The organism is Flavobacterium sp. 38 (assembly GCF_057799715.1).
The window spans coordinates 162,980-189,978 of the sequence record NZ_JBYNWZ010000003.1 but is presented as its reverse complement, the minus strand read 5'-3'; the positions used below and the strand labels follow the sequence as shown (position 1 = coordinate 189,978).

Sequence of the window (26,999 nt, the reverse complement as noted above, 5' to 3'; positions counted from 1 at the left end):
TAGACTAGTGAATGGCTACTTTAATTCCAAGTATAAAAGTTCTTGAAGCCGGGAACGAGTTAAAATCAATTCCTCCACCTAAATTATTAGAAGAATGCCCGTTTACTTCAGGGTCATTTCCAGAATAATTGGTAATCGTCAATAAATTTTGTCCGATAGCATATAATCTGATGCTGTCAATAAATTTTACTGTTTTCAAAGCGCTTTCAGGAATAGTGTATCCAATAGAAACATTTTTTAGACGTAGGTAAGAAGCTTCTTCAACAAATTTTGAATTCACATAACTTCCGTATTTGCTTTTGTAATAACCGTCTCTCGGAATATCTGTGTTTTCATTCGTTCCAGCAACCCAGCGGTTTAATGCATCTGTACTGGTAGAAGATTCTCCAACCATTTTAGTCATATTGTAAACAGAATAATCAAAAGCACCTTGGAAAAAGATATTCATATCAAAATTTCTGTATCTGAAATCGTTATTAAAACCAGCCACATAATGCGGAATAGAATTTCCTAGATACGTTCTGTCTGCCGCTGTAATTGTACCGTCTCCATCAACATCTACATATTTTGGATCTCCAGGCACAGATAACGGCTGAGGAGCATAAGTTTCTCCAGTTTTAATTACTCCAGCATATTTATAACCAAACAAAACACCCATTTCTTTTCCAGGTTCCAATCTTGTAAATTCTTGACCAGAAACTGTTCCACTCGGGTTAGAAGTGTTTGTACTAATGATTTTTACATTATCTGCAAGAGAAACGATTTCTTGTTTGTTGTAAGCCAGATTTAATGAAGTTGTCCAAGAAAATTTATCAGATCTAAAGTTGGTTGTAGTGATTCCTAATTCAATACCTTGATTGTCAATAACTCCAGAGTTAATTCTTTGAGTGCCAAATCCCCACCATCCTCCAACAGGAACATTTAAAAGAGCATCTGTAGTTCTTTTTTTGTAATAATCGAATGTTATAGAAAGTTTATCATTAAATAAACCTAAATCCAAACCAATATCAGTTTGAGCTGTTTCTTCCCATTTAAGGTTCGGATTGGCTAAGTTGGCAGGTTCTGTACCAGCAACAAAATCGTCTGGCGCAATGGTAACTCCCCAAGAAGTCAATCGGCTCATGTATGAATAATCTCCAATACCATCGCTACCAGTAATACCGTAACTCGCTCTTAATTTAAGTTCAGAAATTGCTTTTACGTTTTGCATAAAAGATTCGTTAGATACTTTCCATGCAACTGCTCCAGAAGGGAAAATACCAAATCTGTTATTTGGTCCAAAACGAGAAGAACCGTCTTTTCTGATTGTAAAAGTGGCTAAATATTTATCATTAAATGCATAATTTAACCTCCCAAAATAAGAAGTCAATTTCGTTTCTGTTTTTTCTGTTTCAGGTTTCAAATAAACCGAAGCGCCTTGCAGATTGTAATACGTCAATAAATCGTTAGAAAAACCAGTTCCAGCCGCTCTTACTCTCTCGTAAGTATCCTTTTGGTTTGAAGTACCAATCATTGCAGTAATGGAATGTACTTCTTTAATATCAAATTTATAGGTCAAATATTGTTCTGTACTCCATCTGAAATAGGTTTTGTTTTCCTCAGAAGCAGAACCTTTTAGCGCTGCTCCAGCTACTAAAGTACTTGGAGTATATTTTCCTTGAATATTTTCTTGCCATTCAGCACCAGCACCAAAATGATACGTTAAACCTTTAATGATCTGATAATCTAAAAACATGCTTCCATTTACCAATCTGTTGATCGTGTGGTCTGTCGGTTCCAATAAAAGTGCTAACGCATTATCTTTTCCTTGAAATTTATAATAAGAACCGTCTGGATTGTAAATCGGAATTGTTGGCGGAGCAGTCTGGATAGAGAACATTGGAGACAAAATGTTATCGCCAAAATCACTGTTATTTCCTTCAGCAACAGCGCCGTAAACATTTGTACCCATGTTGAGTCTTTCATTGAATCTTTTTTCACCGCCCATTCTCACACTATATCTTTCAAAATCAGTGTTTACGATAGCTCCCGTTTGTTTTAAATAGTTTCCAGAAAGAAAAAATTTAGAACTTTGATCGCTTCCGCTAAAGGTAAGCGTTCTGTTTAGCACTTCTCCCGGGCGAGTTGCAGCATCAAACCAGTTGGTGTTGGCAACAGGAAAGCTAGAAGGAAAAAGTGGAGGTCTTCCATTTTCAGCATTAAGTGCGTTTTGATAATCAGCATATTGCTGCCCAGTCAATAAAGAAGGCTCTTTTATGATGTTTTGAAAACCATCAGAAATCTCAGCTTCTACATTCATTTTTCCAGCTTTACCTTTTTTAGTGGTAATTAAAATTACTCCATTTCCTCCACGCGCACCATAAATTGCTGTAGAAGCAGCGTCTTTTAAAATCTGAATGTTTTCAATATCATTTGGACTAATAGAAGCTCCAGTGCTGGTAATGAATCCGTCAACTACATACAGCGGAGCATTAGAAGTATTGATTGAGTTTCCACCTCTAATTACAACTGAAGGATTTGTTCCTGGCGCATAGCTATTTTGCTGCACTTGCACTCCAGAAGCGCGTCCTTGTAGCGCCTGACCAACATTGGCCACTGTTCCGCCCAAGTTTAAATTGTCTTTGCTAAGCGAACTTACAGAACCGGTAAGATCTTTTTTCTTAGATTTTCCGTATCCAATTACCACTTCTTCTAGTTTTTGTCCCGCTTCTTTCATGACAATTTTTAGAGGCGCGCTTCCAATAGTTACTTCCTGATCTTCCATTCCGATGAAAGTAATGACCAGTTTTGTAGCATTATCTGGAACCGTAATAGCAAAAGTTCCGTCTACATCAGTCTGAACACCTTTTGTAGTGCCTTTAACTACCACATTGGCACCCGGAAGAGGCAAACCTTTTTCATCTGTAACCTTTCCTTTCACTGTTTTTTCAAAAAACAGCGCCGTTTTGTTCTTGTCTGAAATATGTATAGAAGAAGCTGCAGAAGCTTGAAATGTAAAAACTAATAACGAGAGAACCGTTATTCCGATTTCTTTGCGGGATAAATTGTTAATCCGAAAATCTCTTGGCTTTTTTTGGGTTAATAATTTCATACTTTAAATTGGTTTTGGTTAATGTTTAATTGTTTTCTTCTTTGTTTGTAGGTTTTAGACTTCTTTTTTAATCGTGGAGTTCATTTTGTCTTTTTAGTTAAGTTTTGATTGAGTTGTTTTTTATACAAATCAGAGGCTTCAATTTTTACTTTAAACTCGGCTTGTTTAGTTTGGTTTTCTACTTTCTACAAGCTTAAAAATCACCTGAAAATCTGCATAATTAACTTAGTTTTAAGATTAATCTCTGACGAAACTAGAGATTATATTTTTATAAAACAAGAAAAAACATAAAAAATGTGCTCGAACACACAAAATTTATGTTCTCGAGCACATAAAATTGTGCGAAACGTTTTTTTGGACTTAAAAAGATGAGATATTTTTAAAATATTTTCGAAATAATGAGTAGGCTGAAATAAGGTGTTTTTTGAATAATAATTGCTGATTTTGTAAAAACTTGTGAATTTCGCAACTACTAATCCTAAAACATAAAAATTAAACAGGCTTTTCTTATGGGTTTTACATGCAAATTTTGGGTTTATTTTGAAAAGAATAATGGTATTTATTCAATTTTGAACTAACTTGGCTTATTCAAAAATGATTGGATTAAATAAGCCGAATCTAGAATGGAATCCAGTTTTTTGAAAAATCAAAAATTAACAAATTTTAAGAATTAGTATTGTGAAGGAATATCAAGTAGTTTTAATTGATAAAAATCAAGCTGGCAAGAGTGAAATTTTAAATCCGATTTTCTGGGAAAAAGCAAATTGCTTGACCGATTTTTCTTCTCCGTGGAATGATAATCCAATTTTAAAAATCGAATTTCGAGCGCTTTGGGATCAAGAAAACTTCTATTTTAATTTTAGAGTTTTTGATACTGATATATATATCGACCAAAAAGATGATAGCGTAGACAGCATTTGCAATTCAGATCGTGTGGAGCTTTTTTTTAGAAGTAATGATAGTCTTAATCCTTACTATTGTTTAGAAATCGATCCGTCAACAAGGCTATTGGATTTTTACGCGCTTCCTGATAAAGTTTTTGATTACGAATGGAAATGGCCTCAAAATCATATAAAACTAGAATCTTCTGCAGATGAGGTTTCTTTTACAGTTGCAGGCGCAATTAGTATTGGATCGTTAAAAGAATTAGATTTAGTTCATGACAATACAATTGAAACAGGAGTTTATAGAGCCAAGTTTTCTAAAGACGAAAAAGGAGAATATCAGCCAACTTGGATTTCATGGGTGAATCCAAATACTGCAGAACCGAATTTTCATATCGCTTCGTCTTTCGGGAAATTTATTTTACAGAAATGATTTGCCGCAAAGACGCGAAGACACAAAGTTTTTTTAATCTGCGTGAAATACTTTGCGCATAAATTTCTTCGCGCAGATTTGGCAGATCTTGCAGATAAAAAAAATCCCCATAATCTGCTAAATCTGCGGGAGGAAAAAAAATGTGACTTAGTGTCTTTGCGTATAAATTTCTTCCCGCAGATTTAGGAGATCTTGCAGATAAAAAAAATCCTCATAATCTGCTAAATTTGCGAGAGGAAAAAAAAATGTGACTTAGTGTCTTTGCGTGTAAATTTTTTCCCGCAGATTTAGGAGATCTTGCAGATAAAAAAAATCCTCATAATCTGCTAAATCTGCGAGAGAAAAAAAACTTTATGTCTTCGCGCCTTTGTGGCAAAAAAAACTTACTTGGTGTAAAAAGAAGCATTTTCGACATTGATGATGTCAATAGGAAGCAAAATAGTCTCTGGAATATCTTTTCTAAAAATAAAATGATCCGCCAAAGTGCTTACGCCTAAATAAGCCTGTCTTTTTTGGTTTTGGTGAATTAAAAAATGAACCAATCCCTGATTTAAAAAACTAACATTTTTATCAATTAAATCGTAGCCAATCAGAGCAATTTTTTTATCTGTAACCGAGGATAAGATAGAAGCAATTTGATAAGCTTTAGAAGTAGTAATAAAAATACCGCTTAAATCAGGATTTTCGTTTAAGAAAGCCGTAAGCTTATTTTCTATATTAGAATATTTTAGTTTTAATGTAGTTACAGAAAAATCAGGAAGGTTTTTTTCGTCAAAATAACTTCTAAATCCTCGTTCTTTTTCTTGCATGTGAACCGCATTTTTCAGACTTTCATCAATATGAATAATGGCAATCTGACCTTTTGGGAGAATCAGATTCATTAAACTCGCGGCAACACGGCCACTTTTGTATAAATCCTGTCCCACAAAACTTTTAATAGAAGAAGATTCGACCTGGTTGTTGAAAGTGTTGACAATAATTCCCAGTTCGTCATATTGTTTTATGATTTCAATGGTTTCCTTATGGAAAAGAGGAGTCAGTAAAACTGCATCTGGCGATTGTGTAATAATCGTTTCGTTGGTTTTTAAAAAAGCTTTAGTGCTTTCTGGATTGAAATAATGGATGTCTATAGCGACATTGTAGGCTTTAAATTCCTTAATTGCATCTTGTATTCCGTTAACGCAAGGAAGCCAGTACGGGTCAAATACAGGATCTGGAAGCAAAACACAAATGCGGTAAACTTTGGTGCTTTTTAAATTTCGTGCAATTAAGTTAGGCTCGTAATCAATAACATTCAAAACTTCGTTGATTTTTTCGAGTGCAGCAGGAGAGACTTTTCCTCTATTATGCAGAACACGGTCCACAGTTCCTTTAGAAACTCCAGCCATTTGTGCAATATCCTTAATCGTGTACTTTTTATCCATGTAGACAAATATAAAAACTTTGATTTAATAAACGTGAATTTTTTGTAAGAATTAATAAATGTGCTCGAGAACATAAAAATAGTGTGTTCGAGCACATTTTTGTATTTTTTCTTGTTTTATAAAAATATAATCTATAGTTTCGTGAAATCAAAACCGAAAATCTAAAATAAATTTACAACCAAATAACGTTTTAATTTATTGAATTAAAGTGTTTTAATACAAAGTGTTTAAGTGAAAAAAATTACGTCATTAGCTCCCGGCCGAACCTGTCTTTTTGGAGATCATCAAGATTATTTAGGATTGCCTGTTATAGCCTGTGCGATAGATCGAAATATTAAATTAATTGCAGAAGAAAATCAGACCGATACATTTGTTCTGAATATGATTGATATTAATGAAATTAGAATTATCAATATACACGAGGCTTTTGAAAAATTAGAACCAAGAGATTACTTTGCTTCCTCGCTGCGGGTACTGCGTAGGTATGGCTGCGTGCCGACATCTGGCTATACGATTTTCATTACCGGAGATATTCCGATTAATTCAGGAACATCAAGTTCGTCAGCTTTATTAATGGCTTGGATTCGTTTCTTGATCGAAGCTTTCGGAATTGATCATGAAGTTACACCTGAATTTCTTTCCAAATTAGGATACGAATCTGAAGTTTTAGAACATGGAGAACCAGGCGGAATGATGGATCATTTCAGTATCGGCGTCGGAAATATTGTGTACATCAATACTAAAAAGCCATTTTCGTTTAATATAATCGGAACAGAATTAAAAGGTCTTATTACAGGTGTTTCTGGAGTTCCAAAAGAAACTATCGGACTGCTTGGCGAGTTAAAAGGAAATGCTTTAACTGCAATTGATCTGGTAAAACAGAATTATCCAAAGTTTGATTTAAATACTTCTGAAGCTGAAGATGTGGATAAATATCGAAACTGTCTCCCAGACCGTTTGATTCCGTTTTTTGAAGCGGCGGTTAAAAATTATTATTATACCAAAGAAGCTTTAAAAGAATTTGAAAAACCAGTTTTGGATCTTAAGAAAATTGGTGCTTTAATGAATGGTCATCATGAAATTTTACGCGATTTGCTGAAAATTACAGTTCCAAGAATTGATGCAATGGTCAATGCTGCGCTAAAAGCGGGTGCATACGGAGCAAAAATTGTGGGTTCTGGCGGTGGCGGAAGCATTGTTGTAATTGCTGATCCTAAGAATGAAGATGCGGTGATAAAAGCGATTTTAGACGCTGGAGCGCAAGAAGCGTATGCGGTAAATGTTGATCCCGGAGTACGAATTATTGATAATATTGAAAATTAAATAAAATGCACGACAATTTAGTGATTTTAGCCGGTGGAGCTTCTTCTCGAATGAAAAAAGAAGCGGTTACAGATAATCTTTCTCCAGAAGAAATTGCACAGGCCAACGAAAGAAGTAAAGGTTTGATTGGTGTTGGCGCAAGCGGAAGACCTTTACTGGATTATCTTTTGTGGAATGCGAAAAAAGCGGGTTACAAAAATATCTACATTATAATAGGAGAACAAGGAGAGTTGTTTAAAGAGTTTTATGGAAGTAAAATGAAGGATAATGATTTTCATGGACTTACTATTTCATTTGCGGTTCAATATATTCCGGAAGGAAGAATAAAACCTTTTGGAACTGCAGATGCTTTGTTGCAGGCTGTTGAACAATATCCAGAATTAAATTCACAGTTTTATTCGGTTTGCAATAGCGATAATTTGTATTCGGCAGAAGCGTTGCGCGCATTGAGAGAAACCGAAAGTCCGAACGCATTTATTAGTTATGATCGAGATGCAATGGATTTTCCGCAAGAGCGTATTTCTCGCTTTGCAATTGCAAAATTAGATGCTAATAATCAGCTTTTGGATATTTTAGAAAAACCTTCAGAAGAAGTTTTGGAACAATATATGGATAGTGAAGGGAAGATACGCGTGAGTATGAATGCTTTTAAGTTTAATGGTAAGACTTTATATAAACATCTTAAAAATTGTCCCGTTCATCCAGAGCGTGATGAAAAGGAGTTGCCAACAGTACTTTTAAACTCTGTGAAGGAAAATCCGAATACTACAGTCGGAATTCCGTTTTCTGAGCACGTTCCGGATCTAACTGCTAAGGAAGATATTACCGATGTAAAAACATATTTGGCAAAATATTATCCTGATTTAAATTGGAATAACAAAAATTAACAAAACTTTGATATCTAAATTAGAGAATAAGGAAATTTAATGTACTACTTTTGTTTTGCAAAAAAAATGCAGATATTTGCATAAATTACGCAATCAATAATGTGAGAGTTGATTCTAATTTAGATTTTAAAGTAAATAAATCTATAACTAATCAACCAAAAATTATGACAAACATTCAAAGTACATTACAAGTAGAGAAAAAAAGTGCCATTGTTCCGATGGTAATTTTAACCTTATTGTTTTTTATTCTAGGATTCGTAACCTGGCTTAACGGGCCACTTATTCCGTTTTTTGAATTAGCTTGCGAGCTTACTTCTTCGCAAGCCTATTTTGTGACTTTTGCCTTTTATATTGCCTATTTTGTAATGGCAGTTCCTTCTTCTTATATTATTGAAAAAGTGGGATATAAAAACGGAATTTCTCTAGGGTTATTGATTATTGCCGCTGGAGCATTTATGTTTTATCCTGCAGCAGCAAGCCGTACATTTCTCTTATTTTTATTAGCGCTTTTTGTAATGGGAACTGGTTTAGCGGTTTTGCAGACAGCTTCAAATCCATATGTTGTGGTAATTGGTCCGAGAGAAAGCGCTGCGGCAAGAATCAGTGTTTTAGGAATTGCCAATAAACTGGCCGGATTTGTAGCTCCAATCGTGCTTACAGTTTTGGTTTTGTCTAATATGCAAGACTTTACGGCAGACAAAATTGCCATGATGGATGAAGCTGCCAAAACGAGTGCATTAAATTCTCTTGCTTTGCAATTACAAACTCCTTATCTTTATATGGGGTTGATTATTACTGTTTTAGCTTTGATGGTTAAGTTTTCTCCTCTGCCAGAAATTGATTTGGACGAAGAAGGAAATGTTTCGAGTTTAAGTGTTTTTAAACAGATAAAAAATGCTTTCAAACATCCGCAGCTGGTTTTAGGAGTAATTACTTTAATGTTGTATTTATCTGCAGAGGTTTTGGCGGGAGATTCTATTGGGGCTTTCGGAAAACAGCTTGGAGTTTACGGTGAAGAAGGAAATTTCTACCTCAAATTAACATCATTTACGATGTCAGCAATGGTTGTTGGATACGTTCTTGGAATAGTTCTGATACCTAAATATGTTTCGCAAGTAACTGCTTTAAAAGTGTCTGGAATTTTTGGTTTAATACTGGTTTTGGCCATTGTTTTGATTTCGCCAAAAATAATGATTGCATTTCCAGGAACTCCAAATATACCGTTGGTAATACTTTTAGTAGCACTTTTAGGATTGGCAAATGCTTTATGCTGGCCGGCAATCTGGCCAATGGCTTTGCAAGATTTGGGAGGTTATACTAAAATAGGAAGCGCTATTTTGATTATGGGAATTATCGGTGGAGCTGTTTTTCCATTGTTTTACGGAATGATTACAGAAAGCATTAATTCGGCAAATGTTGCAAAAAATCTGCAAGATGTTTCAAAAAGCGGAAATCAATTGGCGTATTTAATGCTATTGCCTTCTTATGCAATGATTTTGTTTTATGCTGTAAAAGGGCATAAGTACAGGAAATGGAATAGTTGAACAAAAAATAAAAATTAATATATCATGTTAAAAAGTAAAATCGACAAAGCAACAGGTTTCGAAAAACGATTCGAAAACATCAATACAGTTGTTTTTGAAAACTCTACGGAAGCTTCAAAAGAAGTAGCGCAGGAAATTGCGGCTTTAATCAGAGAAAAACAAAAAGAAGGAAAACCATGTATTTTGGGTTTGGCAACCGGTTCTTCTCCAAAAGGATTATATGCTGAATTAGTGCGCTTGCATAAAGAAGAAGGTTTGAGTTTCAAGAACGTAATCAGTTTTAACTTGGATGAATACTATCCAATGGAACCGAATTCTATCAACAGTTATGTTCGTTTCATGAAAGAACTTTTGTTTGATCATGTCGATATTTTACCTGAAAACGCTCACGTACCAGACGGACTTTTGACAAAAGAACAAATTGCAGATTACTGCCACGAATATGAAGCTAAAATCGAAGCTTTAGGCGGAATCGATCTTCAGATTCTTGGAATTGGAGGTAACGGACATATTGGTTTTAACGAATCTGGTTCGCTTCAAAACTCAAAAACACGTTTAGTGGCTTTAGATCACATTACAAGAGTTGCTGCAAGTAAAGATTTTTATGGTTTAAATAATACGCCAAGAACTGCAATTACGCTTGGGGTAAAGAAAATCATGGAAGCAAAAAGAGTAATCTTATTAGCTTGGGGTGAAGGAAAAGCCAATATTGTAAAGAGATCTGTTGAGGATGAAGTTACAAATAGAGTTCCTGCTTCATTTTTGCAAGAGCACAACAATGCCGTTTTTATTTTAGATAAAGAAGCTTCTTCAAAACTAACAAGAATCAACAAGCCTTGGTTGGTTGAGAAAATTGTTTGGACAGATAAATTAACTCGTAAAGCGGTTTTAGGATTAGCATTAGATCTTAAAAAACCAATTTTAATGCTTACAGACGCCGATTATATCGAAAATGGTATGAGCGATTTGTTAGCAGATTCTGGTCCAGCTTACGATACGAATATTAAAATTTTCAATAAATTACAAAATACAATTACAGGTTGGCCAGGTGGAAAACCAAATGCTGACGATTCAAACCGTCCAGAAAGAGCGGAACCAGCTAAAAAACGCGTATTGATTTTCTCTCCACACCCAGATGACGATATCATCAGTATGGGAGGAACTTTTATGCGTCTGCAAGAGCAAGGGCATGAAGTGCACGTTGCGTACCAAACTTCTGGAAACATTGCAGTTGCTGACGATGAAGCATTGCGTTTTGCAAGATTCGTAATTGATTACAACGAAAAATTCGGAATCAAAAGCGAAGAAGCTGATAACATTTATAAAAAAGCAGAAGCTTTCTTGCAGAACAAAAAGAACAGCGAAATTGATATTCCTGAAGTTCGTTACATTAAAGGTTTAATTAGAAAAGGTGAGGCGAGAGCTACAAGTTATTTTGTTGGTCTTCCAGACGAACAGATTCACTTTATGGAATTGCCTTTCTATGAAACAGGAACAATCGAGAAAAAACCAATCGGACCAGAAGATATTCAGTTGACAGTTGATTTAATCGAAAAAATTAAGCCACACCAAATCTACGCAGCAGGAGATTTAGCAGATCCACACGGAACGCACAAAGTTTGTTTGGATGCTATTTTTGAAGCCGTAAAAGTTCTGAAACCAAAAGAATTCATGAACGACTGTTGGTTATGGTTGTACCGTGGAGCTTGGCAAGAATGGGGAATTGACGAAGTTGAAATGGCAGTTCCGATGAGTCCTGATCAGGTTTTAGCAAAACGTCACGGAATCTTCAAACACCAGTCTCAAAAAGACGGAGTTGTTTTCCAAGGAACAGATGCAAGAGAGTTCTGGCAGAGAGCTGAAGACAGAAACCGCGAAACAGCTGAATTGTACCACCAATTAGGTTTAGCAACTTATGCGGCAATGGAGGCTTTTGTGAGATGGCATTACTAAGTTGCTAAGGTTCTAAGATGCTGAGATGCTAAGTTTTTTTCTTAGTTTTTTAGAAAATTAGTGACAAGTTAAATAATATTTTTGAAGCAGGAAGAGGGAACGAATATAGGTTCTTTTTTCTTGCTTCTTTTTTTGTTTAAGTTCTAAGTTTTTAAACCATATAAGTGATATAAGTAAATTTAAGTTTTGGGTGGGTTTGAATCGCAAAGCTCATTTAAGCGTACTGTATGTATTTACTTGTATTGTATGGCTTATTTGGTTTAAAATGATTTTTTATATGATCTTAAATCGCAAAGTTTATTTAAGCGCATAGTTTACATGTTCTTATATAGCTTATATGGTTTAAATAATTTTTATATGACCTTAAAATCGCAAAGTTTATTTAAGCGCATAGTTTATATGTTCTTACATCGCTTATATGGTTTAAAAATAATTTACCCTTTAACGGTCTAATTGTTTGAAATATTAATAGCTTTGCAAGAGAAGCAAGAAAAGGAATTATATATTCTTTTTTCTTGCTTCTTTTTTTGTTTAGGTTCTAAGATGCTAAGGTTCTGAGGTTCTAGTTTTTTTAATCTGTGTGAATCCTTTTAATCTGTGGCAAAAGAAAAATAAGTCATAATTTTGTAAGCAATCAAAGTAAGTAAGGGAAGGTATTAAGTCTTTCATCTTGCTTCTTTCCTCTTCTAAACTATGGAACAAGACAAAAAACAACTCATAAAATTAGCACACACCAAAATGCCTTTCGGAAAATACGAAGGAAGATATTTAATTGATCTTCCAGAATATTACGTGGTTTGGTATCATACTAAAGGATTTCCAAAAGGAGAATTAGGGCAACAACTGCAATTGATTTATGAATTGAAATTGAATGGGTTGGAAGAGTTGATTCGAAATATAAAGAAGCAGTATCCCAAGCCTTAAAACAAATTAGATAATGAGATAATGAGAAAATTAGATAATCTTTAGAGAGATAAATGTAAAATGTCTATTTAAGATGAATTTAATTCATGTTTTGCAATTAACACTTGTCTATTTCTTAAATTTTTTAATTGACACATTTTCTGATTTTCTAATTAGCAAATTGTCTAATTAAATTTGTACTTTTGCCAAGTTTTTTACACAACTACTTACAAACAACAACAGAATGAATCAAACAAAATATATTTTTGTTACAGGAGGTGTGACCTCTTCATTAGGAAAAGGGATTATCGCGGCATCTTTGGCAAAATTGTTACAAGGAAGAGGATACCGTACTACTATTCAGAAATTTGATCCGTATATTAACGTTGACCCGGGGACACTAAACCCGTATGAGCACGGAGAATGCTACGTGACAGATGATGGAGCTGAAACTGACTTAGACTTAGGACACTACGAGCGTTTCTTAAACGTTCCTACTTCTCAGGCTAATAACGTTACTACAGGAAGAGTTTATCTTTCGGTTATTGAAAAAGAAAGAAGAGGAGAATTTTTAGGAAAAACAGTTCAGGTTGTTCCTCATATCACAAACGAAATCAAAGACAGAATGCAATTGCTAGGAAAATCTGGCGATTATGACATTGTTATTACTGAAATTGGTGGAACAGTTGGTGATATCGAATCTTTACCTTATATAGAATCTGTTCGTCAGTTGGTTTGGGAATTAGGTGAAAATAACGGAATCGTAATTCATTTGACTTTAGTTCCATTTTTGGCTGCTGCAGGTGAATTAAAAACAAAACCAACACAGCACTCTGTTAAAACGTTAATGGAGAGCGGTATTAAAGCGGATATCTTAGTTTGTAGAACGGAGCACGAATTGTCTCAGGAATTACGCCAGAAATTAGCTTTATTCTGTAATGTGAAAAAAGAAGCAGTTATTCAGTCAATTGATGCTTCTACTATATATGAAGTTCCAAATTTAATGCTTGAAGAAGGATTAGATGTTGTGGCTTTAAAGAAATTAGATTTACCTAAAAAAGCATCTCCAGATCTTAAAAACTGGAATACTTTCTTAAAAAGATTAAAAAGTCCAAAACAAACCGTAAATATTGGTTTGGTTGGAAAATATGTGGAAATGCAGGATTGTTACAAATCTATTTTAGAGGCGTTTATCCATGCAGGTGCAGCAAACGAAACTAAAGTAAACGTAATTTCTATTCACTCAGAGCACATTAATGCTGACAATGTTCAAGAGAAATTAGGAACACTTGACGGGGTTTTAGTTGCTCCAGGTTTTGGTGAAAGAGGTATTGAAGGAAAAATCGAAGCAGTTCGTTATGTTCGTGAAAACAATATTCCTTTCTTCGGAATTTGTTTAGGAATGCAAATGTCTGTTATCGAATATTCTAGAAATATTTTAGGTTACGCTGATGCGAATTCTACTGAGATGAACGATAAAACGCCTCATCCGGTTGTGAATTTAATGGAAGAACAGAAAAATGTTACCGATAAAGGAGGAACAATGCGTCTAGGTGCTTGGAAATGTGATATTAAACCAAACACTCTAGCATACAAAATTTACGGAGAAAAAACTATTTCGGAGCGTCACCGCCACCGTTACGAGTACAACAATAAATATGCTGATGAATTGCAAAAAGCTGGTTTAAAAGCTTCTGGAGTTAATCCTGATACAGGATTAGTAGAAATCGTAGAACTTGAAAACCACCCATTTTTCATTGGTGTACAATACCACCCAGAATACAAAAGTACAGTTGCTAACCCGCACCCAATTTTTGTAAACTTTGTGGCTGCTGCAGTTAATGCGCATAAAAAATAATAATTAATTCGAAGAAAATGTAACTTTTGAGTTCAACTCATTACTAATTCAACGGATAACTTTTTTAAATAATAATGGAAGAAAAAAAATTAGACTTTAATTCGATCATCGGTTTTGTATTGATATTCGGAATTTTGATTTGGATTATGTACCAAAATCAGCCTTCTGAAAAGGAAATTGCTGCTGAAAAAGCCAAGAAAGAATTAGTCGCTAAACAAGAAGCACAAGCAAAAGCAGATAAAGCTAAAACTGCGACATTACCAGCTGCGGCTGTAACTCCTGGAGATACAGTTCAATTGGCTCAATTGCAAAAAACTTTAGGAGGATTTGCTTATTCTGCAACACTTCCTTCTGCAAAAGAAGCTTTTACTACAATCGAAAACGAAAAGTTAAGATTGAAAATCGCTAATAAAGGTGGTTATATTGTTGAAGCTACTTTAAAAGAATTCGAAAGATTAAAAAAGGGTTCTGGACAATTGGTTGAGTTAATTAAAAATAATAACTCAAATTTAAATTTACAGCTTCTTACTACAGACAATAGAACATTAAATTCTAAAGATTTATATTTTGAACCAACATTAGAAAAAATTGGTGCAGACCAGGTTTTATCTATGCGTTTGAAAGCCGGAGCAAATGAATTTTTAGAGTATAAATATATTTTAAAACCAAACGACTATTTAGTTGGTTTTGATATTCGTTCTCAAGGTTTGAACAGAGTTTTAAATGCTGCAAAACCAGTTGATTTGCAATGGGATTTAAAAACATACAGAAACGAGAAAAGTGTTTCTTATGAAAATCGTTATGCTGAAATTAACTATGAGTACGGAGATGAAAAATACAGTTATGTAAATAACCGTGGTCAAGGAAAAGAAGAAACTCCTGAGAAAGTAAAATATGTAGCTTTTAAACAGCATTTCTTTACTACAATTTTATCTACAGAAAAACCTTTTGAAACTTCAAAATTACAATCTGACGATTTAGTTAAAGACGAAAAAATCGATACTGTTTTTACAAAACAGTTTAGAGCAAACTTGCCTTTAGCTTTTACAAATGGAGAGATCGATTACAAAATGAATTTGTATATGGGTCCTGCAGATTACAAAACTTTAAAAGCTTACGATAAAAACTTCGAAAAAATTATTCCATTAGGTTGGGGAATCTTCGGATGGATCAACAAATGGATTTTCATTCCGTTATTCGGATTCTTAAGTTCTAACATTGGACTTTCTTTAGGAATTGCAATTATCATTTTTACGATTATCATCAAATTGGCTATGTCGCCAATTACGTATAAGTCGTTTTTGTCTCAGGCAAAAATGAAAGTTTTAAGACCTGATATTGCAGAGTTGGGAGAAAAATTCAAAAAAGACCCAATGAAGAAACAACAGGAAACAATGAAATTGTACAACAAAGCGGGCGTAAACCCAATGGCAGGATGTATTCCAGCATTGATTCAGCTTCCTTTTATGTATGCATCGTTTCAGTTTTTCCCTGCAGCATTTGAGTTGAGACAAAAAAGTTTCCTTTGGGCAGACGATTTATCATCTTTTGACTCAGTTGTAAAATTACCGTTCAACATTCCATTGTATGGAGATCACATCAGTTTGTTTCCAATTTTGGCAGCGATTGCGATTTTCTTCTATATGAAAATGACTTCTGGAGATCAGCAAATGGCTGCTCCTCAGCAAGAAGGTATGCCAGATATGGCAAAAATGATGAAAATCATGATTTATGTTTCACCTTTAATGATGTTAATTTTCTTCAATAGTTACGGTGCTGGTTTGAGTTTGTACAACTTTATTTCGAACTTAATTACAATCGGAATTATGTTTGTAATCAAGAATTATATTGTTGATAGCGAGAAAATTCACGCTCAGATTCAAGAAAACAAATTGAAAGAGCCTAAGAAACCAAGTAAGTTTCAGCAGCGTCTTCAAGAAGTGATGGAACAGCAAGAAGCAGCAAAAGCTCAGAATAAGAAAAAGAAATAATTATAAATAAAAAAATCTCGATTTATCGGGATTTTTTTATACCATTATACTTTATAAGTAAGATTTTCGTTAAGCTTAAAAAATAGAATTTACTCATGATCTCAAAAAAAATCATATTTGGATTAGTATTCCTAACTGCATTAGTTTCAAATGCGCAAACAGACATTAATAAAGTTGACACAGCAGGAAAAAAAGACGGACTTTGGAAAGGTACTTATACTGAATCTAAACGTCCGCGCTATGAAGGAACTTTTGACCACGGAAAAGAAACAGGTATTTTTAAATTTTTTGATGATACGAAAAAAGGAGATGTTCTGGCTACAAGAGATTTTAGTGCCAATGATGGAAGTTCGTACACTATTTTTTATGATCAGAATAAAAATAAAGTAAGTGAAGGAAAAGAGATCGGAAAAGCTCGTGAAGGTGAATGGAAATATTACCATAAAGCGTCTAAAGTTCTTATGACAGTTGAGAACTATAAAAACGGGAAATTAGAAGGCAAGAGAACTATTTATTATCCAAATGCTCAGATTGCTGAAGAGATGATGTATAAAAATGGTTTAAAAGAAGGACCATATAAAAAAATAGGGCAGGACGGAACGCTTTTGGAAGAATCAAATTTCAAAAACGATCAATATAATGGAGATGCAGTTTTTTATGATTCAGACAAATCTATTGCTTCTAAAGGCAAATTTGTAAATGGTAAAAAAGCTGGAATGTGGCAGTTTTATGCTAAAGGAAAATTGGTAAAGGAACTTAATATGAGCGATCCTAAAAACGCAAACAAAGCGTCTGAAAAAGGAGAAAAGAAAAAATAATCGAAGGCTGTCTGTAAAGACGGCCTTTTTTATGCCCAAATAAAAATTAGTGCAGCTGAGTGAAATTCGTGGCAAACTATTTTTTAAATTTGATTTCACTAACACATTAACTAAATGGATTTAAGCGAGCTTTTAGGACGATTTTTACTATTGTTTTTCTCGATTTTAGTTTTGTATTTTTTCTCCAATAGAAAAGATAACGCAACCATAAATCCGTTGATGGTTATTGTCGGACTTTGTACTTTTTCGCTTTGTTATCTTTTTACCAAAATAGAAATCGGAGTCGGCATTGGTTTTGGTCTTTTTGCCATCTTTTCAATTCTCCGATTTAGAACGCAGTCTTTTACAGTAAACGCGATAATCTTTCTTTTCGCAACTATTACATTGTCAATTCTGGATATTATGTATCCTTTTGAAAAGATGGAATTACTATTGTTCTTTCAAATTAGCATTATCGGATTTTATATCGCCGCTTCAATCATAGTAAATAAAAAAGCTTCAAAATATCTGAATTCGGTCGATGTGAAAATTCCGCTTGACGAAAACTTTTCTTTAAACTCAGAAGTCATTCGGAAATCTATTCAAGAGAAAATTAAAATTGAAGATTTTGATTTTAGAATTGTTTTAATCAACGCGGCAAGCAACGAAATTGATGTTTTAGTTTTCTATTAATTTCCTTATTATTAAGTTTTGGTTTTGTCTGGCTGAGTGAAGTCGAAGCCTTTTTTACGTAAACCGAGCCTTCGACTTCGCTCAGGATGACAATTGCTTTAAACAAGGACAAATTAATCAAACAGCTTATTCATTAAATGGCCGAACCTGTTTGATGTATAAATCTCTTTTTTCGCCCACAATTTTAAACTCAATATCTACAGGATGAAATTGGTTTTTACGCCAATAGCGATACATTTTACTTTCAATTTTCTTGCTGACGTCATACAGATTACTCATTTCTTTTCGACTCAATAAAGGTTCATTATCGTTCAGATTGGAGTTAGAAGTATAATCGATATCAAAATCGGTTTCGTCTTTTCCATCATTAAAATGATAGGCAACAAACTGCTCGCAGATTTCACCTTTTTCGGGTTTTACAACCGAGTTTTCTCCTTTTTGAACATTGACCGTAATTCCTGGAAAATTCTCTCTAAATATATTTTTAGTGATGATTACGCCATTAGCCAATTCATCAGGAAAAGAGCGATGAACCAAAACTCCCATTGCAATATTTTGCTGGTCAATTCCGAAAAGTTCCCTTTCGTTGTACGAAGCTTCATTCCAAACGCTTGCCCAAACTTGTTTAATTGCCTTTTCAAAAGTCTTAATGCTGTCGCCTAAAATTCCAGTTTTTGAATCGTACAATCCAGCGCCATTAAAATCATCCAAATCCTCAGCATTGGTGGAAGAACGAAATCTGAAATTTTTGAATTTGGCATTTTTGAAAGTTTCGTTGAGTTTGGTAATTAAAGCAGGATCAACATTTTCTTTTTTTATTGCATCTCTAATTTTCTTTAATTGCTTATTAATCCAAACGGTAGAATCTTTATGCGGATTTGCCAACAGTTCTGCTATCAAAGGTGAAATTGAAGCTTTTTGAATATGTTTCGTATAATAATAAAATGGAATCGCATGTGCATTTTCTGGCGTTCGAAATGGAATCTCTTTTGAAATCGCAATCAGATATGCCATGTTTTGCGCCTTCGAACCAATGTAATTTACTCCTTTTTTGGGAATAACATCTAAACTCACAAATTCAGTTACTGAACTGTCAATGCTTAGTTTTTTCTTTTTTCCGGTTGATTTTACTGGAATTTTTTTAGTAGTTTCTTTTATGAAAAAAGTATCGACTTCGATTTTTAGTTCTACTTTTTTTGAAAGCAGTTTTTTGATGTTATTGTCTTTTTCAACATCCGTATAAGCCATAATCGGAATCTTTCTGTTTTTTCCTAAAAGTACCAAATGGCTTAAAGGAGTCTGAAGCTCATTCACAATAATTCCTCTTACGTTTGGGAGAATATCTGGTGTTCCGTCCAAAATAATAATTTCATCAGCATTTGGTTTTACGCTTTCTAATTCTTTGATTTTGTATTTTTTTAGAATTCCAATATTACTGCCGCGTACGACTTCCTGATATTTTAATTCGCCAAAAATATAATCAGATTTCACACACGGAATTTTAAATTCTTCTCGCTGAAACCAATTCATCATATCTGGATTGTTGAGATAAAATTTCAGTTTTTCGCCAATAAATGTTGATTTTTTGACCATATTAAAAAAACGCTCGATTAATGAAATGGGCATGTGATCGGATGCAGCTAGTTCAAAAATCCATTTGTCTGTTCCTTTAATGTGATTTAAATTTCCGAGAAGAAAATCTCTGTTTTTTTCGGTATCACTGTAATTTTCATTGTTGAATACTTCAAGATCTTGGCTGTAGCCTAAATAATTGACCACAAAATCGTAATGAAGCGGAATAAGACTGCTGTTGAAATAATACATTTTTTGTTTTCGAAGATCGTAAATCACTTTTACTGATTCGATATTCGAAAATTTATCAGACAAAGGTTTTCCTTTAAAAGCTTTATATGCCTCATAATCTTTTAAAGACGATGAAAATCGCTGCGCACTTAGAGAAGTAAAAGCGAGCAAAATAAATAAGCAGTAAAGGACTTTTTTCATTTTTATGGGTTTTTTAAGCAAGTCTTTTTATACGCTGATGAAACGGATTCGCTTCGCGAAAACGCTGATTTACGCAGATTTTTTTAAATTGCAAAAAAAATGAAATCCGTTTTTTTCCGCGTTTTCGCGATAGCGAATTTGTGTCATCCGCGTTATGTATCTTCATGAATTATATGACAATAAATGTACTTAAAAAAGCAATAAGTTTTATCTACTGCGGGATTACTTAAACTAATGCAAACCATTGCGAGATTTTCTACTATTTGGCGTACCTTTGCAACCTTAAAAATTAAACATTTCAAAATGAAACGAGTAGTTGTTGGACTTTCAGGTGGAGTAGATTCTAGTGTTGCAGCTTATTTATTGCAGCAGCAGGGATACGAAGTAATTGGCCTTTTTATGAAGAATTGGCACGATGATTCGGTTACTATTTCTAACGAATGTCCGTGGCTTGAGGACAGTAACGATGCTTTGCTTGTTGCTGAAAAACTAGGAATACCGTTTCAAACCGTTGATTTGAGCGAAGAATACAAAGAAAAAATCGTGGACTATATGTTCAATGAATACGAAAAAGGACGAACTCCAAATCCTGACGTGCTTTGTAATCGCGAAATCAAATTTGATGTGTTTATGAAAATTGCTTTGAGTCTTGGTGCAGATTATGTGGCAACGGGACATTACTGCCAAAAAAGCGAAATTGAAGTTGACGGAAAACCAGTTTATCAATTAGTTGCTGGAGTTGACAATAATAAAGACCAATCTTATTTTTTATGCCAATTATCTCAAGAGCAATTGTCTAAAGCTTTGTTTCCAATTGGTGCTTTAACAAAACCTGAAGTACGTGAAATCGCTGCTGAAATGGAATTGGTTACGGCAGAAAAGAAAGATTCTCAAGGTTTGTGTTTCATTGGAAAAGTTCGTCTTCCAGAATTTTTACAACAAAAACTACAGCCTAAAGAAGGTAAAATTGTTCAAGTGGATAAAAATGATCCGATTTATAATGCTGAAAAATCAGAAGGACTTTCTTTAGAAGAGCAATTAAAATTAGAATCTAAAAAGTTAGAATATCTGCCAACAATGGGAAAAGTGGTTGGAAAACACCAAGGAGCTCATTATTTTACCGTTGGACAAAGAAAAGGTCTAAATGTAGGCGGAACAACAGATCCGTTATTTGTAATCGCTACAGACGTAGAAAGCAATACTATTTATACAGGTTTATCGAGCCAGCATCCTGGTTTGTTCAAAAAAGCACTTTTCGTTGAAAAATCTGAAGTACACTGGATTAGAGAAGATATGACGCTGAAAGCAGGTGAGAAAATGGAAGTGATGGCGAGAATTCGTTACCGTCAGCCTTTGCAAAAAGCCGTTTTATATCAGTTTGAAGACGTTATGTACGTTGAGTTTGAAGAACCGCAATCTGCTATTACAGAAGGACAATTTGTTGCTTGGTATTTAGAAAATGAATTAGTTGGTTCGGGAGTAATTTCTTAGCTTTATACTTTAATTGGGGTAATCCCTATAAAGTATAAATTGATGAGATATAACTTTACCTTTCTTTTATTACTTCTTTCGTTTGCGGTATTTGCACAAGAAGATGCATGGGTTTATTTTAATGGAAAACCCAATGCACAAGCTTTTTATGATAATCCGTTAACTGAACTTTCTCAAAAAGCTTTAGATCGAAGAACGAATCAGAATATAGCATTGGATGTTACCGATGCACCTTTAGAAACTTCGTATGTAAATCAGATTAAAGCGAGTACAGGAATCACGGTTATGGCACAATCTAAATGGCTGAATGCGCTTCATATTCGTGGAAATCAATCTAATATTAATGCTTTAAAAGCATTGTCTTTTGTGACTAAAGTAGAGTTTGCAGACAGGACTTTAAATTCTACTTCAAAAAGTGTGTCTACCGCAAAATCAAGTCAAATTGCAGATAAATTAGAAACTGCAGTTGATTATTCTTATGGCAATTCGGCGAATCAGATTCAAATGCTAAACGGTCAGGTTTTGCATCAGCAGAATTATACAGGAGCAGGAAAAACAATTGCTGTTTTAGATGCAGGTTTTCCGGGCGTGGATACGGCTCAGCCATTTGAGAATCTTAGAAATAATAACAGAATTTTAGGTGGTTACGATTATACCACACGAAGCAGTAATTTTTATGCTGGAGGCGATCATGGTACAAAAGTGCTTTCTACAATGGGAGGCTACAAAGAAAATGCTCTTGTAGGAACAGCTCCAAATGCTTCTTATTACCTATTTATTACCGAAATTGTCGCGATAGAAAATCCTGTAGAAGAATCGTTTTGGGTAGAAGCTGCTGAAAAAGCAGATGTTCTGGGCGTAGATATTATCACAACTTCTTTAGGGTATTTTGAAGATCGAACCGAACCAAGATACAATCATGTTTACAGCGAGATGAACGGAACGACTACTTTTATTTCCCGCGGTGCAGAGATAGCGTTCAATAAAGGAATATTGGTTTTGGCTTCTGCCGGAAATGAAGGAACACAGCCAGAAAATCATATTGGTTCTCCCGCCGATGCTGTTTCGGTATTGTCAATTGGTTCTGTAAATGCTACAAAAACAAGATCGAGTTCTAGTTCTATCGGTCCAAGTTATGACGGAAGAATAAAACCTGATGTAATGGCGCAAGGCGTTTCTGCTGTAGTGGCGAATGCAAACGGAACTATCGGAACGGCGAGCGGAACTTCATTCTCATGTCCGATTATGGCAGGAATGGCGGCTTCGCTATGGCAGGCTTTTCCGTCCAAAAGCAACAAAGAAATCAGACAGATGATTTTGGCTTCTGCAGATCGATATGCTAATCCAGATAATAATTACGGATACGGAATTCCAAATTTTGGAGCCACATTAAGTGTAGACAGTTTTATAGCTGAAGCTTCTTTTGCGGTATATCCGAATCCAGCTAAAAATGAAGTTTCGTTTTCTTTTTTGAATGAAAACAACACGGCATCGGTGACTATTTATTCGATATTAGGACAAAAATTAATCGAAGAAAAAATCAATAATTCAAATCCAGTTCTTTCTTTGCAATCCCTTCAAAGCGGACTTTATGTTTATAGTTTTGATGCTGGTACTCTGCATAAAACAGGAAAGATAATCAAGCAATAAATTTTAATGAATAAAATCACGCAGCTTTTCAATATAAAATACCCAATCATTCAAGGCGGAATGATCTGGAACAGCGGTTACAAATTGGCTTCAGCAGTAAGTAATGCAGGAGGTTTAGGACTCATTGGTGCAGGCTCTATGTATCCAGAAGTTTTAAGAGAACATATTCAAAAATGCAAAAAAGCAACCGATAAGCCTTTCGGTGTCAATATTCCGATGTTATATCCAAACATTGAAGAAATCATGAATATTGTGGTTGAAGAAGGAGTAAAGATTGTTTTTACTTCGGCAGGAAATCCTAAAACATGGACTTCTTTTTTGAAAGAAAAAGGGATTACAGTTGTTCATGTGGTGAGCAGCAGTGTTTTTGCCTTAAAAGCGCAAGACGCAGGTGTAGATGCCGTCGTAGCGGAAGGTTTTGAAGCGGGAGGGCACAACGGGCGTGAAGAAACCACTACTTTGACGCTAATTCCGATGGTTAAAGAAAAAATACAAATTCCTTTAATCGCCGCGGGTGGAATTGCCACAGGAAGAGGAATGTTGGCTGCAATGATTTTAGGAGCAGATGGTGTTCAGGTTGGAAGCCGTTTTGCCGCATCTGTAGAATCTTCTGCACACAATAATTTTAAAGATACGATAGTTAATACTACAGAAGGAGGTACTCAATTGACATTGAAAGAATTGGCTCCTGTAAGATTGGTGAAAAACAAATTTTATCAGGATATTCAAGACTTGTATCAAAAATGCCCTTCTAAAGAAGAATTAGTACAGCTTTTAGGGCGTGCGAGAGCCAAAAAAGGAATGTTTGAAGGTGATTTGGAGGAAGGCGAATTAGAGATCGGCCAAGTGGCAGGACTGATTCATGACATTTTACCAGTTGAAGAAATTGTTCAACAAATGATAGCCGAATTTGAAGTCGCATCCAAAGAAAAGACTACATTTGAGTTTTAATTGACGGCAAGAAATAATTTATGAATTCTATACGCACTTATATACTATTACTTTTTTTAGGATTTGGTCTTCAACAAGTTCAAAGTCAGTCCTATCATTTTAAGACTTCAGGCTTTAGCGTTCTAGAAAAAAACGAAAGAGGAAAATGGGGTGAGTGGTCGAATCTCGATTTGGTAAATCTTTCAGTCGTTTTAGATACCAATAAACATAGAATTGTAGTTTATTCTCAAGAAATCCAACTTTTCAGTATTTTAGATTACATCGAAAGAGAAGAAAATGATACTGATATAACCTATTCTTTTTTGTGTAAAGACAACGACGGAAAAGAGTGCAAACTGTCAATCATCACCCGAAAAAAACAAGACTACCGCAAACAGCTTTATATCAATTATGACGATCATATAATTGTATATAATATTTTTAATGTGTAAGTAAAATATTATATTTTTGTTTGAGATTAAATTTCTGTTTCTTCTATAAGTTATTACGTTCTATCACAATGGATAAAAAAAAATACTTAGTATTAATATTATTATTGAATTTATTGATTTCATATGGCCAACAATGGAAACAAAATTTTAAAATTGTTGAACCTGTAAGAGTTAGAGATAATGCTTTTGGTTTTTCTGTTTCTACTTCTGAGGGTTATGCGGCATATTCAGCTGATGAAGCTAATATTGGAGGCATCGAAAATGCTGGTAAAATTTATATAGCTAAGCAAGATTGTGACGGATGGTCAATTTATCAGGAATTAACTCTTCCTGATGCTATCAATTATTGTGGTTTTGGAACTTTAATAATGATGGAGGGAAAAACGCTTGCAATCGTAGGTTGCGATCCTGTAAGAGGACTTGGCGGAAAAGCAATATATATGTATGAAAGAGATTCAGATGATTTATATAAATTGACTCAAAAGATAGCTCGATCTGAAAATATAATATATGATAACTACGGAACTACTCTTGCAATATCTGGAGATTTTATGGTTGTTGGTGCTTTTTATAATAGTACAGATGGAAATTTATCAAATTATTTGGAGAATGCTGGAGCAGCATATATTTATCATAAAAATTCAAATGGTAGTTGGGATTTTATTCAGAAAATAGTTGCCAGTGATAGAGAAAGAAGAGATAATTTTGGAAATTCTGTTTCTATTTACGGAAATACTATTGTCGTTGGAGCAGTTGAAGAAGGGATTAATTGGGCAGGCGCCGTCTATGTTTTTGAAAAAAATAGTAATTCAAATACATGGAGAGAAGTTCAAAAATTAACTGCATACGATTTTCGAGGTTTGCAGGACAGATTTGGTGAAACTGTGAAAATTTATAAAGATGAAATCATGATTTCTGCCCCAAGTGAAGATGATTATGATTCAGATTTAAGTGGAGATGGCGGAGGACCTTTAACTTCTTTAGGTTCAGTTTATATTTATCGAAAAAATGCAGGTAATCAATGGACAGGATTTCAAAAGATAAGAGCTTCTAACTCCTCGGTTTCTGCTGGTTTAGGTGGGAAAATAGAAGTTTTTAATGATAAAATGGCAGTTGGGGGTGGAGAAAGAGAATATGACAATAATGGAACTTTAACGAAAGTGTTTGGTCGTGTTTATATGTTTCAAAAAGATAGCAATAACAGATGGAATGAATCTCAGATTGTTTACCCTAAGATAAAAAACAATAGTGATATGTTTGCTAGTACAATCTCTATGGATAAAGACGATCTGTTTGTTGGAGCATGCTGGGCAGCATTAGATGCTAATGAGCAAAATTATGTGGGTTATGCGGGTGCTGCGTATATATTTAATACTTATGATTTTGTGCCTACAGAAAAGCCAACTTTAAAATCGGTTCCAATTTTAACTTCATGTGCCGATTTAGGAAATGGATATTCGTCCAATTTTGATATGACTTCAATAGAGGAAAATTTAGTTGAAAATGCAAGCAATTATGTTTTTACTTATAAAGACCAAAACGATAATATTCTCTCGTCACCATTACCTTTAATGTATTCAAATTTAATTCCTTTTGAAGAAAAAATTAATGTTAGAATAGCGAATAAGAATAATCCTGCCTGCTTTGAAGACACGCATATTGAACTAAAAACAATAGCTACTTTTAGTGTAAATAGCATTCCAGAGTTTTATGAATGTGATTATAATAAAACAGGATACGCAAAGTTTGATTTATCAAATATTAATTCGCTTTTAATAAATGATCCAAGTCAATATAAAATAACTTATTTTGATAATGAAGGAAATGACATAACTTCAAAAATTAACGATTCATACATTAATTCAAATAAGAATCGAGAAGAAATTTTAATTAAAGTGCTTGATTTGAATACTTTGTGTGAAGTTGCTTCTAAAATAATTTTAAATGTGTCAGATTATAGTCTAGATTGCACATCAAAAGAAGAAGAAAAAGAATATGTTATTCCAAAGTTTTTCACACCAAATGGAGATGGCATAAATGATATTTGGGAGATAAGCGGTACTATCACTCATAAATATCGTATTGATATTTATGACCGATATGGAAAGCTTTTAAAACAATTACAAACTAATTCAGGCTGGGATGGTAATTTTAATGGAAAACCTATGCCTTCAACTGATTATTGGTTTCAACTAATTTTTGAAAATGGTAAAACGGAGTCAGGACATTTTTCGCTTAAGAGGTAAAATATCTAATTATTCAACATCCTTAATAAACTCATCATATTCTAAGTAGAACATTTCCAGCGCATGCATTTTTTCATTGAAAAAATCGAAAATAGTCTCCCAAGTATTTTTATTGCTAAAACCAACGCCTAGTTTTTCGACCCAAATTCGGCTGATGTTTTTACCGCTTTCTAGCGTATAATTTTTTTCAAAAACTAGATCTTTAATAAACTCTTCTTCTAGAATATTTTTTAAAGCTTCCAATTTTTCGAAGTAGGCAATACGTTTCTCATCGCTTCGGTGTTCAATGTCAATTAAAACCTGTGCCTTTTTATTGTCAACGTAAAATTTAAAAGAGAAATCTTTGATTTTGGTATCATAAAGCACCCATTTACGAGGGTATTTTTCGGCAAATGCTACCCAAAATTCTCTTTTTATTCTTTGCGATTCTTCTCTGCTGTACATT

Annotated in this window: 19 protein-coding genes; 15 read left to right on the top strand and 4 right to left on the bottom strand. The window is 34.2% G+C overall.

The features are described from left to right. Positions 1–4 precede the first annotated feature (4 nt). Positions 5–3,091, bottom strand: coding sequence for a SusC/RagA family TonB-linked outer membrane protein (locus AC3E9W_RS09550; protein ID WP_488768174.1), 3,087 nt, complete (start codon positions 3,089–3,091; stop codon positions 5–7). A 678-nt stretch (positions 3,092–3,769) separates the two neighbouring features. Here AC3E9W_RS09550 and AC3E9W_RS09545 point away from each other — a divergent pair. Next, a complete protein-coding gene (locus AC3E9W_RS09545) occupies positions 3,770–4,408 on the top strand; it encodes a carbohydrate-binding family 9-like protein (protein WP_488768173.1) in 639 nt (212 codons plus the stop codon). A gap of 383 nt (positions 4,409–4,791) precedes the next feature. Here the strand turns inward: AC3E9W_RS09545 and AC3E9W_RS09540 are convergent, their stop codons facing one another. Beyond that, positions 4,792–5,832: a LacI family DNA-binding transcriptional regulator gene (locus tag AC3E9W_RS09540; RefSeq protein WP_488768172.1), complete on the bottom strand. Its 1,041-nt coding sequence runs from the start codon at positions 5,830–5,832 to the stop codon at positions 4,792–4,794. A 231-nt stretch (positions 5,833–6,063) separates the two neighbouring features. On the opposite strand from AC3E9W_RS09540, the gene AC3E9W_RS09535 reads away from it, so the two are divergent. The 9 genes from AC3E9W_RS09535 to AC3E9W_RS09495 all read left to right on the top strand — a co-directional run bounded on the left by AC3E9W_RS09535 (position 6,064) and on the right by AC3E9W_RS09495 (position 17,781). Then, a complete protein-coding gene (locus AC3E9W_RS09535; protein WP_488768171.1) occupies positions 6,064–7,155 on the top strand; it encodes a mevalonate kinase family protein in 1,092 nt (363 codons plus the stop codon). Between the two features lie 5 nt (positions 7,156–7,160). Next, positions 7,161–8,042: a sugar phosphate nucleotidyltransferase gene (locus tag AC3E9W_RS09530; RefSeq protein ID WP_488768170.1), complete on the top strand. Its 882-nt coding sequence runs from the start codon at positions 7,161–7,163 to the stop codon at positions 8,040–8,042. A gap of 164 nt (positions 8,043–8,206) precedes the next feature. Then, positions 8,207–9,586, top strand: a complete 1,380-nt coding sequence (locus AC3E9W_RS09525) for a sugar MFS transporter (RefSeq protein WP_488768169.1) — start codon at positions 8,207–8,209, stop codon at positions 9,584–9,586. A 24-nt stretch (positions 9,587–9,610) separates the two neighbouring features. After that, positions 9,611–11,539, top strand: coding sequence for a glucosamine-6-phosphate deaminase (gene nagB, locus AC3E9W_RS09520; RefSeq protein ID WP_306156667.1), 1,929 nt, complete (start codon positions 9,611–9,613; stop codon positions 11,537–11,539). A gap of 693 nt (positions 11,540–12,232) precedes the next feature. Next, positions 12,233–12,463: a DUF3820 family protein gene (locus AC3E9W_RS09515; protein WP_306156665.1), complete on the top strand. Its 231-nt coding sequence runs from the start codon at positions 12,233–12,235 to the stop codon at positions 12,461–12,463. A gap of 223 nt (positions 12,464–12,686) precedes the next feature. Continuing rightward, positions 12,687–14,300 carry a CTP synthase gene (pyrG, locus tag AC3E9W_RS09510; RefSeq protein WP_488768168.1) on the top strand — a complete coding sequence of 538 codons (1,614 nt, stop codon included), beginning with the start codon at positions 12,687–12,689 and terminating at the stop codon, positions 14,298–14,300. Positions 14,301–14,374: 74 nt separating this feature from the next. Continuing rightward, positions 14,375–16,291, top strand: a complete 1,917-nt coding sequence (gene yidC / locus AC3E9W_RS09505) for a membrane protein insertase YidC (protein WP_488768167.1) — start codon at positions 14,375–14,377, stop codon at positions 16,289–16,291. 95 nt (positions 16,292–16,386) lie between these two features. After that, entirely contained in the window at positions 16,387–17,109 is a 723-nt protein-coding gene (locus tag AC3E9W_RS09500) for a toxin-antitoxin system YwqK family antitoxin (protein WP_488768166.1), read from the top strand. 114 nt (positions 17,110–17,223) lie between these two features. Then, entirely contained in the window at positions 17,224–17,781 is a 558-nt protein-coding gene (locus tag AC3E9W_RS09495) for a DUF4956 domain-containing protein (protein WP_306156657.1), read from the top strand. Positions 17,782–17,907: 126 nt separating this feature from the next. On the opposite strand, the gene AC3E9W_RS09490 is transcribed toward AC3E9W_RS09495, so the two are convergent. Next, positions 17,908–19,785: a PEP/pyruvate-binding domain-containing protein gene (locus tag AC3E9W_RS09490; protein ID WP_488768165.1), complete on the bottom strand. Its 1,878-nt coding sequence runs from the start codon at positions 19,783–19,785 to the stop codon at positions 17,908–17,910. Positions 19,786–20,088: 303 nt separating this feature from the next. Here AC3E9W_RS09490 and mnmA point away from each other — a divergent pair, with 303 nt between their 5' ends. The 5 genes from mnmA to AC3E9W_RS09465 all read left to right on the top strand — a co-directional run bounded on the left by mnmA (position 20,089) and on the right by AC3E9W_RS09465 (position 26,554). After that, positions 20,089–21,276, top strand: coding sequence for a tRNA 2-thiouridine(34) synthase MnmA (gene mnmA / locus AC3E9W_RS09485; RefSeq protein ID WP_488768164.1), 1,188 nt, complete (start codon positions 20,089–20,091; stop codon positions 21,274–21,276). Positions 21,277–21,318: 42 nt separating this feature from the next. Continuing rightward, complete coding sequence (locus AC3E9W_RS09480; protein WP_488768163.1) at positions 21,319–22,926, top strand: S8 family serine peptidase; 1,608 nt, start codon at positions 21,319–21,321, stop codon at positions 22,924–22,926. A 6-nt stretch (positions 22,927–22,932) separates the two neighbouring features. Beyond that, complete coding sequence (locus tag AC3E9W_RS09475) at positions 22,933–23,877, top strand: NAD(P)H-dependent flavin oxidoreductase (RefSeq protein WP_488768162.1); 945 nt, start codon at positions 22,933–22,935, stop codon at positions 23,875–23,877. 20 nt (positions 23,878–23,897) lie between these two features. Beyond that, positions 23,898–24,308, top strand: coding sequence for a hypothetical protein (locus tag AC3E9W_RS09470; protein ID WP_456893475.1), 411 nt, complete (start codon positions 23,898–23,900; stop codon positions 24,306–24,308). Between the two features lie 68 nt (positions 24,309–24,376). After that, positions 24,377–26,554 carry a T9SS type B sorting domain-containing protein gene (locus tag AC3E9W_RS09465; protein WP_488768161.1) on the top strand — a complete coding sequence of 726 codons (2,178 nt, stop codon included), beginning with the start codon at positions 24,377–24,379 and terminating at the stop codon, positions 26,552–26,554. Between the two features lie 9 nt (positions 26,555–26,563). Here the strand turns inward: AC3E9W_RS09465 and AC3E9W_RS09460 are convergent, their stop codons facing one another. Further along, complete coding sequence (locus AC3E9W_RS09460; protein ID WP_488768160.1) at positions 26,564–26,998, bottom strand: DUF4268 domain-containing protein; 435 nt, start codon at positions 26,996–26,998, stop codon at positions 26,564–26,566. Position 26,999: the final 1 nt, after the last annotated feature.

Coding starts and splice junctions, on each gene's coding strand:
- AC3E9W_RS09550 (WP_488768174.1), bottom strand. CDS start 3,091: ATGAAATTATTAACCCAAAAAAAGCCAAGAGATTTTCGGATTAACAAT.
- AC3E9W_RS09540 (WP_488768172.1), bottom strand. CDS start 5,832: ATGGATAAAAAGTACACGATTAAGGATATTGCACAAATGGCTGGAGTT.
- AC3E9W_RS09530 (WP_488768170.1), top strand. CDS start 7,161: ATGCACGACAATTTAGTGATTTTAGCCGGTGGAGCTTCTTCTCGAATG.
- AC3E9W_RS09525 (WP_488768169.1), top strand. CDS start 8,207: ATGACAAACATTCAAAGTACATTACAAGTAGAGAAAAAAAGTGCCATT.
- nagB (WP_306156667.1), top strand. CDS start 9,611: ATGTTAAAAAGTAAAATCGACAAAGCAACAGGTTTCGAAAAACGATTC.
- AC3E9W_RS09515 (WP_306156665.1), top strand. CDS start 12,233: ATGGAACAAGACAAAAAACAACTCATAAAATTAGCACACACCAAAATG.
- pyrG (WP_488768168.1), top strand. CDS start 12,687: ATGAATCAAACAAAATATATTTTTGTTACAGGAGGTGTGACCTCTTCA.
- yidC (WP_488768167.1), top strand. CDS start 14,375: ATGGAAGAAAAAAAATTAGACTTTAATTCGATCATCGGTTTTGTATTG.
- AC3E9W_RS09500 (WP_488768166.1), top strand. CDS start 16,387: ATGATCTCAAAAAAAATCATATTTGGATTAGTATTCCTAACTGCATTA.
- AC3E9W_RS09495 (WP_306156657.1), top strand. CDS start 17,224: ATGGATTTAAGCGAGCTTTTAGGACGATTTTTACTATTGTTTTTCTCG.
- AC3E9W_RS09490 (WP_488768165.1), bottom strand. CDS start 19,785: ATGAAAAAAGTCCTTTACTGCTTATTTATTTTGCTCGCTTTTACTTCT.
- mnmA (WP_488768164.1), top strand. CDS start 20,089: ATGAAACGAGTAGTTGTTGGACTTTCAGGTGGAGTAGATTCTAGTGTT.
- AC3E9W_RS09480 (WP_488768163.1), top strand. CDS start 21,319: ATGAGATATAACTTTACCTTTCTTTTATTACTTCTTTCGTTTGCGGTA.
- AC3E9W_RS09475 (WP_488768162.1), top strand. CDS start 22,933: ATGAATAAAATCACGCAGCTTTTCAATATAAAATACCCAATCATTCAA.
- AC3E9W_RS09470 (WP_456893475.1), top strand. CDS start 23,898: ATGAATTCTATACGCACTTATATACTATTACTTTTTTTAGGATTTGGT.
- AC3E9W_RS09465 (WP_488768161.1), top strand. CDS start 24,377: ATGGATAAAAAAAAATACTTAGTATTAATATTATTATTGAATTTATTG.
- AC3E9W_RS09460 (WP_488768160.1), bottom strand. CDS start 26,998: ATGTACAGCAGAGAAGAATCGCAAAGAATAAAAAGAGAATTTTGGGTA.